Origin of the sequence: Campylobacter concisus, assembly GCF_902460665.1 — a bacterium.
GTDB lineage: Bacteria > Campylobacterota > Campylobacteria > Campylobacterales > Campylobacteraceae > Campylobacter_A > Campylobacter_A concisus_AL.
Map to the genome: position 1 here is coordinate 1 of NZ_CABPUR010000006.1, position 14,823 is coordinate 14,823.

The following is a 14,823-nucleotide window of genomic DNA, read 5'->3' on the forward strand; positions in this document are numbered from 1 at the left end:
GGGAATGAGAGAAAGCTATAAGCGACTTAACTTGATAAACACAAAAATTGAAAAAGACTACGAAAGATCATCTAAGACACGATAAAAACAGCCATCTGCTTTTTGGACTTTAAGCTTTAAATAAGTATTGATGAAGTGATGTTTAACCCCTTTGTGTGGGAGTTTGACGCATTGTTGAGTAAATTTATTTTTACAAATTGTCCGAAATTTTATGAGCCGTAATCGAATGCAAGCCATCTGCTTTTTGGACTTTAAGCTTTAAATAAGTATTGATGAAGTGATGTTTAACCCCTTTGTGTGGGAGTTTGACGCATTGTTGAGTAAATTTATTTTTACAAATTGTCCGAAATTTTATGGCAGGCGACCTGCACTAGAGTGCTGGAACGCCAGAGCCGAGCCTAGGTCTCGGCTCTTTATGGTATTAAGCGGGGATACCCCGCAACGCCCCGCAATATAGTAGCATCGCTAAAAGCGATGTGTAAATTTAAAAAGGGGGAAGAAAAAAGCATAATGTAACTTAAAAAATGCTTAAATATTATGCTTATATTTTGATTATTTTATTTTATAAGTTATTTTTTTACTACTGAATATTTTAATTATATAATATTTTATTATTTATAGTTTTATTATTTATTAAGTTTATTTTGGATATAATCTTATTATAAAAAGAAAGGATAAGAGATGAAAGCAAACAGCATAATTAACCTACTTAGTCAATACGGAAAGATAAATGGCGATGAAAAGCATATATCGATGCAAAGAAATGGTGTGGTATACGAAGCCATGTTAAACGATACGAACACAACTAACGTAGTTTATGTGACCTACAATAAAGGTGAAAAGACCGAGTTTACATCATTTTATGAGTCACTAAGAGCCATAAAAGATGTTATAGAGCAAAATATAAGAGAAAATAGATAAGGAGTAGAAGATGAGAGAGATATTTATGAGCTATTGCAGGCATGAAATGACGCTAAAGGCGTTAAAAGAATGCAAGTGGTTAGGGGATTTGGATGATGAAAGCGAAGAAGTCATAGCCGAATGTGCTAGGCTTCAAAAGTACATAATTGAGCTAGCAGACGAGTTTGGTTGCGAAATTACAAATAAAGAAGATGTAATTAAGAGCATAGAAGACGAAAAGTCAAATTTACTAGCAAACTTAAATAATTAAGGAGTCTAAAATGCAAAAATTTAAATCAAATGACAGAATAGTCCTAAAAAAGGACATGGATAGATCACTTGATAGAACCGAGTCTATCTATAGAGTAGTAAATTTTTATAAATCAAGAGATGGTGAATATTACTATGAGATGGAATTAGCCGAACCAGCAAGCGATTATCTCAATAACATGGCACTAAATCAGGAGTATGTGGAAAAAAACTACATCAATATGGATGAAGTGTATTGGTATTTTGAGAAAAAAGATATTGAAGGTGGCTGGATCAAATATGATGATCGCAGGCATACATACAAGGAAATAAGAGAAACCTTGGCTAAAAGTGGGTTTCTAGAGAATGTGTATCCGATTTATGCAATAGGTTTTAAATTGCCATAAAAGGGACAAGCATGAATAGAGATTATAATAAATTTGAGAGAGCAAATGAAATAATGAATGAGCTAATTAAAGCTCCGCTCCCACTAGAGTCAAGAGAGCTTGCAAACATAAGTGATAGAGAGCTCTCGTTTTTAAAAAGCAGTGTTAGGCTAATGGTTGAATACTTAGACTCCCTTGGGTGCATGATATGGCACGACGACGAAGTAGTGTGTCAGATCGACGAAGAAGAGCAAAGAAGAGCCAGAGTATGATAAAGCTGGTCGAGAAACCAAATAGCCTTATAACGTAAAATTTTATACAATATGTTATAATTTTTCTTAAAAAAAGGATTTACAATGAAAGTAAATAAGGTTTTGATAATTACAGCAATAGCTGGATTGTTTTTTAGTGGATGTGCAGAGTTTCAACTGCCAAAGGTACAAAAACAAAAGCACGAGTTGAGTGACGAAGAATGTGAAATCATTTTAAAGAAATACAGAAATACCGAACCAAGCACATCAGACGCATATAATAAATTGAAGTATGACGCATATGAATGTAATACTAGGTATAAATCACCTATAGTTATTCCAGACTTTGAAAAATAGAGAGCAAACACATGAAAACTATAACTATTACAGGCGAAAATTTAAACCAACAAATTATCCAAGCTATAAAAAACGCTGTCGCCAAAGCCAGCAATCCAACATATACGATAAAGTATATCAACACATCGAAAAATAAGATCGACAGCGAAGCCTTGCAAGACATTGAAGATGCAAAGCTTGGAGCAAAGCTTTATTCTGAATATTTGGCTAGCGGAAGCAAATCAACCTCATGGGCTGATATAAAGAAAGAAAATGGCTTATAAGATACGATTTAGCGATTATGCTAAAGAGAAGTTTAATGAACTTGACGGCTCAATCAAAAAACCAATTCAAAAGTTTCTTGATCGACTCGAGGAAAGTGATGATCCACGCAGTAGCGGAAAAGGATTAACTGAGAATTTGAGTGGATTATGGAGATATAGAGTAAAAAACTATCGCTTGATATGTTTTATACAAGATGAAGAGCTTATAGTACTTTTTCTCGACATAAGTAAAAGAGATGAAGTTTATACCGATAGGAATGTAAAAAGTATTTTAAAGAACGTGCCAACAAAATAACACATTTTTTTAATATTTACTATCTTAATTTTTATAAAAAATTACTTTTTTTACTATTCTTAACTTTTATTAATTTTAATTATATGTAGTTTTTTTGTTATATATTTTATTATTTTTTTAGCAAACTATCAAACAACAATCAAAGAAATTTTAAAATAGTAGATAATAGCATTTATCTACTACGATCGTTATTTTTTTCATTTTGAGTTTTATCGTACGAAGAGTAAGAATTTAAGCCCATAGTCTCACGTTCCGCCAAAACATCCTTATAAAGCCTACGCTCATTTTTGATCCTGATAAGTCGTTCGTTAGCCGTAGTATCAAGCATAGATACACCTTTAAAATACTCTTTTAAAAGAAAATCGTCCTTACTAATTTTTTCAGATTTTAATAGCTTATTTTCAATATATGAAAAGCGTTTTTTGCAAATGTCGGCTATAAAATCTTTATTATCATCTAGTCGCTTTTTAAATTCATTTTTCTCAGTATCGCCAAGCTCGGAGTGATGTAAAATATAAAGGCTTTGATCTAAAATTTCAAGTTTTTTATTAAGTTTAAAAAGACTTTCATTGCGACCCAAAAGACGTGTAGCAACTAAGCTATCATCAAAGTATTTTTTAGCATTATCATCACGCCCACGAAGCACAGCAATAGATCGTTTTACCTTTTTAGAAAATAACCAGTCGGCTTTACTAGAGCCTTTGCCGTGCGGATAAATTTTGTTAAAGTTATAACTAAAATTTTCAAGTAATTTAAGGGTATCAGATTGATCCTTGTAGTGAGCCAAATGCATATCATTGATCTGAGTAGCCTTATATGAAAGACTATCAAGCTTTTTAATCTCTTTTATTAAATCCTTGCGTTTTTGAAGTAATATTTTATTATTCTCCTTTAGCTCCTTGCCCAGCTTAAAACGTTTTTTGCCCTTTTTCTGAACGTAGAGTAAAAATTGCCTAGTCAGCTCATCATTAGCTTTTTTTAGTAAATCAATCTCATCATTCATAGTCTTTATACGGCTGGAAGTTGCATTATATTCTATCTTATTTTTTTCTTGCATTTGCTCGTAAAATTCTAGTGTTTTATCCTTTGCCGTATAGCTATCCTGCTCAAGATTGATACTAGATTTTATTTTAGAAAATTCTTTTTTTAAATCCTTATGCATAGCGTTTTTATTTTCGTATTTTAACCCTCTTGCACCAAGTGAATAGGCAAAATCAGTGCGAACTTCGTCGAAGAAATCTTTAATCTCGTCACGAGTATCAAAATGAATTTTACGCCTAGTCATATCATTACGCTTGTTAAGAACTACATGCACGTGTGGGTTGTTTTGATGTGTGTGAAGCACCAAAGCATACTTATGCCCCATAAAATTTCTACTTAGAATTTCACTAACACTATCAACTAGAGCGTTTAGTGTTTTTTCATCATTGCATGGCTCATTGATTGAAAAAATAAGATGCCAAGCGTCTTTTGAATTTTTATTTGTGCCAAAATCCTTACTCCAATTTTTCATAATTTCGTCACTGCTTACTCTCTCCCCTTTTTCATTGATGGCAGAGCCATCAATTGAGTTATTGAGAGTGTAGTCAATACATCTTTTAATACTTTCACGTGGTAAATTTGAAATCATCTTCACAACAGATTGTTTTGTATTTTTTGAGAAAGAATTTTTAATCAATGAAATATGGCTCGAGCCAAAAGATATATTTTTGTGCTCATTTGATGAATTTTTTGTTCGCCCAGCTCTGATAGTTTTTAAAAATTCATCCCATTGTGCTTCTGTTCTAGCCAAAATAAAAACTCCAACTATTTAAAAGATTTGTAATGATGTTAGTGTAAGTAAAGTTAAAAAAATATAATGCGAGAAGATAGGCAGGATAACCCCTTTTATATATCACTTTTTACACTAAACGCCGATATTATCGGCTTTATAGTGTGATTTTTATTCTTTTTACAAAAGAATAAAAATAAAAATAAAATTTCATTTTATTTTTTTAAATAAGAATAGTAATTAAAAAGAATATTTGTAAAAAATATAAAATATGTAAAATAGAGATGATAAGAAAAACTATATTTATAAAAAAAAATAAATTAAAATAGAATATATAAAATTAAAAATATATAGTCAAAGATACAAAATATAATTAAAAGTAAAAAAAATACAAATTTTTTATAAAGTGACATTTTGTAAAAGAAAAAATTTATAAAAAAAATAAATGAAGTGCCAAAAAAACGTTACTTTATAAAAATTAAAAAGTAAATAAAAAATTAAGAAAAACTTATATCATATTTCAGAACTCCCATAAAAACATACATCTTAAAAATATTTATACAAAAAGTCCATTTTTTAAAAATAATATAGTAACGGAAACAAAATAAATTACAAAGGAGTATGGAATGAAAAAAATCCTATCAAAAGCGAAAAAGCTTTTTTATCTAGCAATGTGCTCACCATTGTTTCTTTTTGGATCAGGTGGTGGACAAAATGTGCTGAAAACACTTGAGCAAAACGTAAATACTCAAGTAACCGAAGCAGGAAGTAGTCTTGCAAGTGTTCTCAATACGATTATACTCGTTATTGGAATTCTCTGGATAATTGTCCTCATGCTTACAGCACTTTTTAACGTGGAACAAATTAAACAGCACATAAGGTTTGTAATTATCGCATCAATAATCCTAGGAGTTTGCTACGGGCTAACCGCCGCAGCAATGTAGATAAAAGCGAGTATAAAATGGTTGTAACTGACTGCTATATGGATTTAACACGAAAAACAAAAATAATGGGGCTAACTACAACAAGCTTACTAATTATCTTTGTAATTGGATTTATCTCATGGTTTATCTTGATTTTGTATTCGTTGGCAGTCGTTGCAGTTTTATATTGCCTTTTTTTCATTTTGGAATTTTTCGATGAAGATATCTATGAGATCATCGGCTCAAATTTTAAAATTTCACAAAGAAAATTTTTTGCATAGGACTAAATAATGGCTCGTGGACTTATAGATGTTTTTAGGGATTGGAAACAAAACAAACAAGACAAGCAAGAGCTTGGAACTGAAACAAAAAAAGAAAAAAATAGCGATATCCGCTCAAAAATAAGTCAAATAAATAAAAAAGCTGACAGAATAATAATGCTGGGCGAACCTGAAATATACACAATGGCAAAAGAGAACAATATCGCATGCAAATACGGCGAGAATGCTATTGTTACCAAAGATGGCAACATAACAATTGCAGTGGAACTAAAGGGGACAAGCTACGCTGGAATTAGTCTTGACGCTGAAATGGATTATCTATTAAATCGAATTATGTTTTTTACTACACTAAGAGATAATGTAGAGACCAATTTAATCATTAAAAAAACTAAAATCAAGGCTAAAGACTATATCGAAAAAAATATAAATCAATATGCGAATGAAATAATTGAAAAATGGGAAAAAAATCAAGATATTTATTCAATCAAATATTTTATGCTTATATCGACTACGACGAAAAATATAACTGGATTTCTTGAAAGCTTTAAAACCAAAGTAACTAGCGAACAAGACGAAAAAAATAAAGAAAGCTCAAACTATAAACAAAAAATGGAGTTGTTAAATAACACACTCTTAAATATAAAAAACCATTTGGCAACGTATCAGCCACGCCAGATGAGTAGTGATGAGATAATTAATTTTTATGCGACGTACTCAAACGCACAGGAAACAAATTTAAGATACACAAACGAATTAATTACAGATAGCTATATTAGCTCTTATGTCGAATTTAAAAAAGATTATATCGAATTTTACAGGAATGATGGCACAACAAAATATGCAAGATTTGTCAGTGTAAAGGCATACGAAACAGAGCAAATAAAGTCAATCATTACGTCAAATTTGATTAAGAGTAATCATGAGTTTATGACGATGATTTACTTTAAGGCGTACGAAAAACGCAAAGCGATCAAAAAAATAAAAGATACTAGAGTTTTCTCAGTTGAACTAGTCCAACAAGAACTGGATCATTTGATGGAGTTAATCCAAGCAGATAGGGAAAACCTAGTTGAAACAAGCTTTTCTATATATTGCCTAGCCGACAACCTAACAGAACTGGATAATCGCACAAACGAACTAAAAAATATCCTTGAAAATCAAGGTTTAAATGTTGTTAGAGAGACTATTAACCAAAAGGCACTATATTTTAGCCTCTTCCCAAGTCGTGGAAATTTGAACGCAAGAAAGAAAACCCTAAACATAAGCAACCTAGCTACGATCGCAAATTTTGAAAACGAAGTAACTGGATTTAACCAAAATGATTGGGGCGACGAAGCAGTTACGACTTTTAAACACTTAAATGGCACACCATTTTTGTTTAACTTTCACTGCCAACCTGATGGAGATAGACCAGCTGGTCATACAATGATCATAGGTGGAACAGGAACTGGTAAAACAACAACAATTCAGTTCTTAATGACAAACCTCTTTAAATATCCTGTAAGTATTTTTGCAATGGACAAGCTAAGAGGTATGTATTGCTTCACAAATTACATGGACGGAGAATATCATGATAGCGAAAGCGATGGGTTTAAACTAAATCCATTCAGCCTAGCCGATACAGCAGAGAATAGAGAATTTTTAGCGTCATGGCTAAGCTCAATGGCAGAGCTAAAGCCTGAAGAGCATGATGCAACAAAAGATATTAGAGAAACAATAAATAGGCTTTTTGACAATAAGCAAGCGGATCAAATATTGTCGTTAAGCGATTTCATAGACTCACTGCCAGCTGATAATGAAGCAAGATTAAAAACTAGATTTGGAAATTATAAGGGCTCAATTTTTGATAACAAGGAAGATGCCCTAAATTTCACAAAACAGCTATCAGTACTAAACATGGATGGAATATTGCCAAACAAAAAGGTATCAGCCCTCACCGCAATGTATGTATTTCACAGACTGAAAAATCAGGCAAAAAATAGCGAAAATATACGTGGCTTTTTTTGTTTCATAGACGAGTTGAAGGACTATTTAAGAGATGAAGTAATGTCAGAGAAAATCCTTGAAGGTATTTTGGAGTGGAGAAAGATAGGCGGTGTTGGATGCTTTGGCTTTCAAAACATAAGCCTATTTAATGGGAATGAGCGTGGCTCATCATTTCTTGACAATATCGCAAATTTTCTTATCTTCCCAACAAACAACGAAGATACGCTAAATCAGCTAAGCGAGATAATAGGACTAACACCTACGGAAGCTAAATTCTTGAAAGACACTCAATCAAATGCTAGGCAGGTGCTTTTAAACATGAAGCTACGAAATGAGAGTGCAAAACTAAATGTCAATTTGTCAAGCCTAGGGAATTATTTGAGAGTATTCTCGTCAAGCTCAGACAGCGTAAATTTGATAAAAAAATTAAAAACTGAAAGCCCAATACATTGGCGTAAATACTATATAGAACACAAAGAACAAAGGAGCTAAAAATGAAACTAGCAGTAATTGTAACAACGGCTTTAATGATATTTCTAGGTGGATGTGCTGATAAGCCAAGCAAAATAGAAAAAGTAAGTCCTTGCGCTTGCTACGACATCATACAAGTAGGTTAATATGGCATACGAAGACAAAAAAGTAGACCCAAATTTTATTTTTAAGGCGGAGCGAAACATAAAAGCGTATATGTTTTATGTGATCATTGCTTTAACAATAGTCAGCATAAGTTTATCCGTTGCGATAGCACTACTAACACCTCTTAAAGAGACAAAGCCTGTATTGTTAAAATTTTCAGATGGTGACTCAAGGTTTGTGACAATAGACGATACCAGTTTAAATGTTAGAAACAATGAAGAACTTTTAAAAAGCATACTTGCAGGATATGTGAAAAATAGAGAGTTAATTAATCGCATAGATGATGCTGAGCGTTACAACGAAATACGTACGCAAAGTAGTAGACAAGTATGGGAAGCGTTCGAAAATTTGGTTAGCGATCCTAATTCAATTTACACTACAAAAAATTACTATAGAGATATAAAAATTCTAAACGTAGCGATTTTAAGCCAAAATGTAGCTACGATAGATTTTCAAGCAGAAATTACAAATCCAACTCGCACTGAAGTAAGCTATAAAAAATATAGAAGTGCAATAGAGTATGACTTCCGCAACCAAACTAGTAATTATGCGGACACAATGAAAAACCCAACAGGCTTTATAGTGAACAAATATCAAGTAACGCAGATAATAGATGAAAAGGATAAAAAATGAAAAATTTAACTAGATTATCTTTAATAGCATTATTTGTTTTAAATTTAAATGCAGAACAAGACCAAGGCTTAAGCGAAGAACAAATGAATGAAGTCCGTGCAATTTATGCGACAGACACAAGAACTAGTTAATGAACAGCAAAAAAATGGCTCAATGGGCGAAGATATTTTTAATGACAAAAACAAGGATGTTAATAGCCAAGTTCAATCAAATTTTAAGGTAAAACCATTTGGTATGGGGCAGAACAATCATCCACAACTAGCAAAATTTAATAATTCTCAACCACAAATGGCACAAATGCCAGAGCAAGATGGAATGGGTGTGGAGCAATCACAAGATATAAGCAAAGAAGAGCTTGAGCTTATGCAAAATGCTATAAGAAATCAGGACTTAAAAGCACTACAAAACAAATTCCACACTAAAAATTATAGCGGATATGAAAATACACAAACAATAAAATACGTACCAAATAAGACGCATAAAATACGTACTCGCCAAGCAATGGCAACAACGCTTATATTTGATAATGATATAGATAATTTTGTATTGGGTGACCAAACAGGATTTAAAGTAGAGCAAATACCAAGCAAAGCAAATGCGATAGCGATAATCCCACAGCTTATAGGAATTGATACAAGTCTAACTATTTTTACAAGCGATGGAAAAATCCACACATTTTATTTATATTCGACAGATTACAAGAATACGAATGATCCAAGCTTTGTAATTCGCATACAAGACGATGAAGTACAAAAAGCAAAGCAAGCCAAAGCAAAAGATGAAAGCGATAAATATAAAATCATAAAAGATGGCATAGCAGAGCTAAAAGTGCTAAAGAGCGATATTTATACTGGCTATACGCAAAAAGCAAAAAAAGAAAATGAATGGCTTTTGTCAGCAGAAATTTTTAGCGACAAGAAATTTACATATTTTAAATATGCCAAAGATGAAATGCCACAAATTCCTACAATTTTTGCAGTTATCGACAAGCAGGACAGCCCAGTAGAAACAAGAGTGATAGGAGACTACATTATAGCCGAAACCATAAATCCAAAATTTACTATTAAAAGTGGCGATAGCTATGTGTGTGTAGAGAGAAAAGAAACGCAAGAAGAAAGAGATAGAAAAGAAATAAGAAAAAACCTAAATACAGATAAAGAAGCAATAAGACAGCACCAAAAAGAAAACAAAAAAACAATAAATGAAACTAAAGGAATTTAAAATGAAAAAGGGGAATAGACTATTTTTAAGCATAGTTACAATTAGCGTTATATCTGCCCCCCTTTTTGCCACCAATACAGCTACGGCTGAAATATTTGATGACGAAAATATAAGCAAAAAAGCAAAAGACGATAAGATCAGGAATCTGCAAAATCAAACAAATTTAAATCATCTATTCGAAAATTCAAAATTCCCAGTAGATGATTATATTTATAAAGCTGGCAAGAGAGAGCCAAATGAAGATCAGAATTTAACTGAGATTTTAAACAGACTCGAGAAGCTAGGCAACAAGCAACAAAATGCTCTAAATGCACAAAGAAATCAAAATTTGCAAGATCAGACGCCTGAGCAAGATATACAAGAGCAAGAGCAAATGGCACAGCGTGCAAGAGAACAACAAGCCAAGCTTCAAGCCAAACAGGAACAATTGCGACAAGAAATGGCAATAGACAACCAAAGAGCGTATAAAAAACGAATGCAGGAGCTAATGCGAGCGCAAATTTTAGCAAATCGCAATAATGAAGTAAAAAGCGTAAATCAAAACAGCTCAAAATATGGCGTTGATAGCTTTTCAAATCAAAAGCCTGTTGATATAAGCACAAATGAGCATAGGCTGTATCGCACAATTAGAGCTGGCAGACTAATCCCAGCCATATTAACTAGTGCAATAAGCTCGGATTTAAGCGGAATAGTTACGGCTCAAATAGAGCAAGATATATATGCCGCAATGGGGCGAGCCGTATTGATACCACGTGGAAGTAAAGCAATAGGATTTTATACCAACGACACCAAAATCGGAAACGAACGATTAGAAATTAGATGGCGAGAGATTATCACGCCACAAGGCATAAACATAATGCTAACAGATGCAATAGTGGCTGATAATATGGGTATGACAGGAGCAGTTGGAGCAGTCAATAACAAATATTGGGAAAGATACGGCATAGCATATTCAATCTCAACAATTACAAATGCTTTGCTTTTAGGCATAGCATCGAAAATTAATAGCGGAAACAATGCAAATAACACCTATGTAAATGAAATTTACTCTAATTCAAGAAGCGATGTAAGTAGTGTAGTTCAAGACATAATCCAACAACAAAGTCAAATTAAACCAACAATTGAAATTAAAAGCGGAAGCCGTATATTTTTAGTACCAACAAATCACATGTGGTTTGCAAAACCTAAAAATGGCGAAGTTTTAATGCAATATTTCAACGATTAAGGAGCAAGTGTGCAACTAGAAGATATTAAAGCGGAAATCAAAAACCAAAACGCTTATAACAAAATTTTGGAGCGTATAGCAAAACAGGTAAAGAAAACCGAGAAAGCTCAAGTGAATGCAGATAAAGAGAAACAAAAGCTTGAGATGTTGCTAGAAGAAAAAAGAAATTTAATGAACCAAGCACCAGACCAAAAGCAAAACGAGCAAGATGAGTGAAAGTATAATTTTAAAAAACATTCTTAATGTTTTAAAGCCATATCTAAATCTAAACGCAAATGAGCTAATTTTTAACCAGCCTTGCGAAATTAATATAGATTATGGCGACCACTGGGAAGTGGTAAAAGACGAAAAACTAGATGCTAAATTTTTAAATAGTTTTTTAGTCGAGCTGGCAACTAGAAGAAATCAACGTTTTGATGAAAGCCATTGTCACTTGTCTTGTGAATTGCCAAGTCCATTTTTGCGATATCGTGTCCAAGCACAGCACAAATCAAGCCTATTTAATAGCGAAATAGCAATCTGCATAAGGATACCAAGCAAAGAAATTTATCCGCTCGAAAGCTTTATCCTAAGTGAAAAATGCATAAATAACGGCTGGAGCTATGAAAAAATAAAAGACTTGATACACGAAAAAAAGAATGTGCTTTTAAGCGGTGGAACTGGAAGCGGAAAGACAAGTTTTTTAAACTCACTAATGGGAGAAATAGACCCAAGCGAGCGAGTAGTAACCATAGAAGATAGCCAAGAACTAAGAGTTGAAAACATAAATAAAACTCAACTTGCCGTCCCGAAAATAGCAACAGAAATTTATAGCTACCAAGTAGCGATCGACAATGCAATGCGTTTGCGACCTGATAGGCTTTTCTTAGGCGAGATAGATATCAGAAATACGTTTTCATTTTTAAGAGTAAATAATACAGGACACGCAGGCAACCTAAGCACACTACATGCGAACAACCCAAAAGATGCCATAAAAGCAATAAAAACAAACATTATATTAGGCGGTGGATTATCAAATGTAGACGAAAGTATGCTTGATAGCCTAATAATGACAGCAATTGACTATATCATTCAAATAGCAAGGGTAAAAAATAAAAGAGTAATTACAGATATCCTCAATTTGAAAGAGATAGATATTGCAAGGATGATCGCATGAAAAAAGTATCTAGTCATTTTATTTATTTTACCGAAGCCGATGCAAGAATTTTAACAAAAATGATGCAGGCAAGAAATGAAAGCAAATCTGCGATCGTTAGAAAATTAATTCATGTTGAAAAATATGCACAAACCCTAAAACAAATTGAGATTAATAATGAAATTTTGGCTGATTTTTTGAAAGAATTTAAGCATCTCGGAAAAAATTTAAACCAAATAGCATATCACCTAAATGCTCACATTATAAAAAAAGAAGAAGCTAAAAGCGACCTAGAAAAGACTATGTATGAGTTTTTTGACGCAATAGAAAGACTAAGTAATAAGATCGGTAAGCTAAAAATAAAAATAGACGTAGAACGAACAAAGCAACCTAATAACAAAGAGATAAAAGGATTGCAAGGTGAATAGCAAAGAATTTACAGCTAAAAAGTGGATATTAATATACATAACATCCATAATAATGGGGATAATTGCATATTTGGTAGTTGTAAAACTTATTTTTAACCCTGACATAGTAAATGTGCCAATTGTAGCATTTAAAATTTTACAAAATATTGGCACGCCAACGTTAAAAATGAAAGCCTATGTCGCGGTATTTGCACTAATAGCACCACTCTTAGTCGCTATAATTTGGTGGCTAATGCCATATCTAAGAGATAATGAAGATTATGGATCAGCAAGGTTTGCAACGCCAGCAGATTTTGAAAAGATGAAGATAAACTACAAAACAGGACTTGTGCTAGGATGTTTTGACATTGACAGCACAAGCCCAAAATTTATACGTGCAACGCAACCACTCTCAACATTAGTAGTAGCACCTCCTGGAAGCGGAAAAACGGCTGGTATGATTATCCCAAATTTATTAAGTGTGCCAAATTCTTGCGTAGTATTGGATATCAAAGGGGAGCTTTACGTAAAAACAGCAGGCTATCGTCAAAAATATTTTAACAATGAAATCCAGCTATTCTCCCCTTTTAGCTGGGATAATACATTATTTTTTAATCCGTTTGATCATAGCCTAGTTAAAGATTTGCAATATCTTCATATAAAAAAATTAGCCGAGCAGATCGCCTCCACAATATTTGTAGGCGAAAAAGGTAGAGAAAACGATCACTGGATAATATCGGCAAAAACAATGTTTGTATTTTTTGCAGAGTATTTTATGCAAAAAGACAAGCACGCAACACTGGCACAATTGGCACAAGCACCAAAGGCTGATTATTTCGACTATCTTGATGAGAAATTTGGCGAAGAAGCCATGAAAGAGCCTGATGAAGACGATCCAACGAAACCAAGAGAACGAGATTATGATGTAGATACTTTCAAAATTTGGCTCAAACAGACTAGTTTTGACGAAACTATAGATGAGAATACAAGAAATCAAGCTAGAGCCTACTCAAAATCTGCCGACAATGAGTTTGCATCGATAAAATCGACATACGATACTTTTATGAAAGTTTTTACAAACCCACAAGTTGCTAGTGCCACCAGCAAAATGAGCTTCACATTTGAAGACCTAAGAGAAAAAAGAATATCGATGTACGTAGTCGTTCAAACCGAAGATATGGACATCCTAGCACCACTTATAAGAATTTTTGTAGAAACGCTATTTAAAAAGCTTATGAGCGGAAAAGAATGTAGTGATTTAAATAAATTTATTTACGCATTTTTAGACGAATTCGTTAGATTTGGAAAAATGCCATTCTTGCTAGAAGCACCAGCACTATGTAGGAGCTATGGCTTATTGCCTGTATTTGTGACCCAAAGCTATGAGCAAATCAAAAAATATTATGGCGAAGATGATATGAATATCGTTAAAAATAACAGCGGTTATCAAGTAATTTTTGGCATGAACAGCGACAAAGACGCTGAAGACACAAGTAAGCTAATAGGCGATTACACCAACATAAAAATAAGTAAATCGCAAGGCAATATGGATCTTTTTAAAAGCAATATCTCAAAAAGCAAAGAAGCAAAGAAGCTGGTCACAGCACAAGACCTAAAAAATCAGGATAGTAGCGATATTTTGATACTTGTAAAAGGATTTTTTAAAATACCTATCAAGGCGAAAGTGCCATATTGGTTCAAAATAGAGCAATTTAAAGGGGCAGATAAAGTAGAAGTAGTATCGACCCAAGAAATTATAGAAACAGCAGAAACAACTAAGACAATTACAAATCAAAAACAAACACAAGTAAAAGATGAAAGAAAAGAGCAAAGAGATGAATTATTAAAATCATTAAGAATAAAAATAGATAAAGAGTAGAAATTTTTTAAAAAAATTTATAAAT

Annotated in this window: 20 protein-coding genes; 19 read left to right on the plus strand and 1 reads right to left on the minus strand. The window is 32.9% G+C overall.

Features of this window, described 5'->3' with window-relative positions; translation table 11 throughout:
- Positions 1 to 681 precede the first annotated feature (681 nt).
- The 7 genes from F3G66_RS08735 (at position 682) to F3G66_RS08765 (ending at position 2,701) form a co-directional block, all read left to right on the plus strand.
- Positions 682 to 921 (plus strand): P-loop NTPase family protein, encoded by a 240-nt coding sequence (locus F3G66_RS08735; RefSeq protein ID WP_021091982.1) that lies wholly within the window; start codon positions 682 to 684, stop codon positions 919 to 921.
- A gap of 10 nt (positions 922 to 931) precedes the next feature.
- Positions 932 to 1,171, plus strand: a complete 240-nt coding sequence (locus tag F3G66_RS08740; RefSeq protein ID WP_021091986.1) for a hypothetical protein — start codon at positions 932 to 934, stop codon at positions 1,169 to 1,171.
- A gap of 10 nt (positions 1,172 to 1,181) precedes the next feature.
- Entirely contained in the window at positions 1,182 to 1,556 is a 375-nt protein-coding gene (locus F3G66_RS08745; protein ID WP_103596520.1) for a hypothetical protein, read from the plus strand.
- An 11-nt stretch (positions 1,557 to 1,567) separates the two neighbouring features.
- Entirely contained in the window at positions 1,568 to 1,807 is a 240-nt protein-coding gene (locus F3G66_RS08750) for a hypothetical protein (protein ID WP_103560449.1), read from the plus strand.
- Between the two features lie 84 nt (positions 1,808 to 1,891).
- Positions 1,892 to 2,143, plus strand: a complete 252-nt coding sequence (locus F3G66_RS08755) for a hypothetical protein (protein WP_103596519.1) — start codon at positions 1,892 to 1,894, stop codon at positions 2,141 to 2,143.
- Positions 2,144 to 2,154: 11 nt separating this feature from the next.
- Entirely contained in the window at positions 2,155 to 2,406 is a 252-nt protein-coding gene (locus F3G66_RS08760; RefSeq protein ID WP_103596518.1) for a hypothetical protein, read from the plus strand.
- Positions 2,396 to 2,701: a type II toxin-antitoxin system RelE family toxin gene (locus F3G66_RS08765; protein WP_051303952.1), complete on the plus strand. Its 306-nt coding sequence runs from the start codon at positions 2,396 to 2,398 to the stop codon at positions 2,699 to 2,701. Before F3G66_RS08760 ends, F3G66_RS08765 begins: the two co-directional genes overlap by 11 nt.
- A gap of 172 nt (positions 2,702 to 2,873) precedes the next feature.
- Here the strand turns inward: F3G66_RS08765 and F3G66_RS08770 are convergent, their stop codons facing one another.
- Positions 2,874 to 4,493: a relaxase/mobilization nuclease domain-containing protein gene (locus F3G66_RS08770; RefSeq protein WP_149703849.1), complete on the minus strand. Its 1,620-nt coding sequence runs from the start codon at positions 4,491 to 4,493 to the stop codon at positions 2,874 to 2,876.
- A gap of 605 nt (positions 4,494 to 5,098) precedes the next feature.
- On the opposite strand from F3G66_RS08770, the gene F3G66_RS08775 reads away from it, so the two are divergent.
- From F3G66_RS08775 to F3G66_RS08820, 12 genes are read left to right on the plus strand one after another with little or no spacing between them, the layout of a single operon-like run.
- Positions 5,099 to 5,416, plus strand: a complete 318-nt coding sequence (locus tag F3G66_RS08775) for a hypothetical protein (protein ID WP_103617579.1) — start codon at positions 5,099 to 5,101, stop codon at positions 5,414 to 5,416.
- A 17-nt stretch (positions 5,417 to 5,433) separates the two neighbouring features.
- A complete protein-coding gene (locus F3G66_RS08780) occupies positions 5,434 to 5,676 on the plus strand; it encodes a hypothetical protein (RefSeq protein WP_103587016.1) in 243 nt (80 codons plus the stop codon).
- A 9-nt stretch (positions 5,677 to 5,685) separates the two neighbouring features.
- Positions 5,686 to 8,154: a VirB4 family type IV secretion/conjugal transfer ATPase gene (locus F3G66_RS08785; protein WP_149707841.1), complete on the plus strand. Its 2,469-nt coding sequence runs from the start codon at positions 5,686 to 5,688 to the stop codon at positions 8,152 to 8,154.
- Between the two features lie 2 nt (positions 8,155 to 8,156).
- Positions 8,157 to 8,279 (plus strand): hypothetical protein, encoded by a 123-nt coding sequence (locus F3G66_RS09725; RefSeq protein ID WP_258030324.1) that lies wholly within the window; start codon positions 8,157 to 8,159, stop codon positions 8,277 to 8,279.
- Position 8,280: 1 nt separating this feature from the next.
- A complete protein-coding gene (locus F3G66_RS08790) occupies positions 8,281 to 8,931 on the plus strand; it encodes a VirB8 family type IV secretion system protein (RefSeq protein ID WP_021091981.1) in 651 nt (216 codons plus the stop codon).
- The gene (locus tag F3G66_RS09730) at positions 8,928 to 9,062 is read left to right on the plus strand and encodes a hypothetical protein (protein ID WP_262483392.1); all 135 of its coding nucleotides are present in this window, start codon (positions 8,928 to 8,930) and stop codon (positions 9,060 to 9,062) included. Before F3G66_RS08790 ends, F3G66_RS09730 begins: the two co-directional genes overlap by 4 nt.
- The gene (locus F3G66_RS08795; RefSeq protein WP_223154261.1) at positions 9,037 to 10,152 is read left to right on the plus strand and encodes a TrbG/VirB9 family P-type conjugative transfer protein; all 1,116 of its coding nucleotides are present in this window, start codon (positions 9,037 to 9,039) and stop codon (positions 10,150 to 10,152) included. Before F3G66_RS09730 ends, F3G66_RS08795 begins: the two co-directional genes overlap by 26 nt.
- A gap of 1 nt (position 10,153) precedes the next feature.
- Entirely contained in the window at positions 10,154 to 11,377 is a 1,224-nt protein-coding gene (locus tag F3G66_RS08800) for a DNA type IV secretion system protein ComB10 (protein ID WP_103574917.1), read from the plus strand.
- Positions 11,378 to 11,386: 9 nt separating this feature from the next.
- Positions 11,387 to 11,593, plus strand: a complete 207-nt coding sequence (locus F3G66_RS08805) for a hypothetical protein (RefSeq protein WP_149703640.1) — start codon at positions 11,387 to 11,389, stop codon at positions 11,591 to 11,593.
- Positions 11,586 to 12,533 carry an ATPase, T2SS/T4P/T4SS family gene (locus tag F3G66_RS08810; protein ID WP_103587021.1) on the plus strand — a complete coding sequence of 316 codons (948 nt, stop codon included), beginning with the start codon at positions 11,586 to 11,588 and terminating at the stop codon, positions 12,531 to 12,533. The genes F3G66_RS08805 and F3G66_RS08810 overlap by 8 nt, the downstream gene beginning before the upstream one ends.
- A complete protein-coding gene (locus F3G66_RS08815) occupies positions 12,530 to 12,940 on the plus strand; it encodes a hypothetical protein (protein WP_021091980.1) in 411 nt (136 codons plus the stop codon). The genes F3G66_RS08810 and F3G66_RS08815 overlap by 4 nt, the downstream gene beginning before the upstream one ends.
- A 52-nt stretch (positions 12,941 to 12,992) precedes the next feature.
- Positions 12,993 to 14,798 (plus strand): type IV secretory system conjugative DNA transfer family protein, encoded by a 1,806-nt coding sequence (locus tag F3G66_RS08820; protein ID WP_149707843.1) that lies wholly within the window; start codon positions 12,993 to 12,995, stop codon positions 14,796 to 14,798.
- Positions 14,799 to 14,823: the final 25 nt, after the last annotated feature.

Bases quoted from the DNA above. Each gene is read 5' to 3' on its own strand.
- F3G66_RS08735 (WP_021091982.1), top strand. From the start codon at position 682: ATGAAAGCAAACAGCATAATTAACCTACTTAGTCAATACGGAAAGATA.
- F3G66_RS09730 (WP_262483392.1), top strand. From the start codon at position 8,928: ATGAAAAATTTAACTAGATTATCTTTAATAGCATTATTTGTTTTAAAT.
- F3G66_RS08780 (WP_103587016.1), top strand. From the start codon at position 5,434: ATGGTTGTAACTGACTGCTATATGGATTTAACACGAAAAACAAAAATA.
- F3G66_RS08760 (WP_103596518.1), top strand. From the start codon at position 2,155: ATGAAAACTATAACTATTACAGGCGAAAATTTAAACCAACAAATTATC.
- F3G66_RS08785 (WP_149707841.1), top strand. From the start codon at position 5,686: ATGGCTCGTGGACTTATAGATGTTTTTAGGGATTGGAAACAAAACAAA.
- F3G66_RS08755 (WP_103596519.1), top strand. From the start codon at position 1,892: ATGAAAGTAAATAAGGTTTTGATAATTACAGCAATAGCTGGATTGTTT.
- F3G66_RS08740 (WP_021091986.1), top strand. From the start codon at position 932: ATGAGAGAGATATTTATGAGCTATTGCAGGCATGAAATGACGCTAAAG.
- F3G66_RS08790 (WP_021091981.1), top strand. From the start codon at position 8,281: ATGGCATACGAAGACAAAAAAGTAGACCCAAATTTTATTTTTAAGGCG.
- F3G66_RS08810 (WP_103587021.1), top strand. From the start codon at position 11,586: ATGAGTGAAAGTATAATTTTAAAAAACATTCTTAATGTTTTAAAGCCA.
- F3G66_RS08795 (WP_223154261.1), top strand. From the start codon at position 9,037: ATGCGACAGACACAAGAACTAGTTAATGAACAGCAAAAAAATGGCTCA.
- F3G66_RS09725 (WP_258030324.1), top strand. From the start codon at position 8,157: ATGAAACTAGCAGTAATTGTAACAACGGCTTTAATGATATTTCTAGGT.
- F3G66_RS08815 (WP_021091980.1), top strand. From the start codon at position 12,530: ATGAAAAAAGTATCTAGTCATTTTATTTATTTTACCGAAGCCGATGCA.
- F3G66_RS08820 (WP_149707843.1), top strand. From the start codon at position 12,993: ATGGGGATAATTGCATATTTGGTAGTTGTAAAACTTATTTTTAACCCT.
- F3G66_RS08745 (WP_103596520.1), top strand. From the start codon at position 1,182: ATGCAAAAATTTAAATCAAATGACAGAATAGTCCTAAAAAAGGACATG.
- F3G66_RS08775 (WP_103617579.1), top strand. From the start codon at position 5,099: ATGAAAAAAATCCTATCAAAAGCGAAAAAGCTTTTTTATCTAGCAATG.
- F3G66_RS08750 (WP_103560449.1), top strand. From the start codon at position 1,568: ATGAATAGAGATTATAATAAATTTGAGAGAGCAAATGAAATAATGAAT.
- F3G66_RS08800 (WP_103574917.1), top strand. From the start codon at position 10,154: ATGAAAAAGGGGAATAGACTATTTTTAAGCATAGTTACAATTAGCGTT.
- F3G66_RS08765 (WP_051303952.1), top strand. From the start codon at position 2,396: ATGGCTTATAAGATACGATTTAGCGATTATGCTAAAGAGAAGTTTAAT.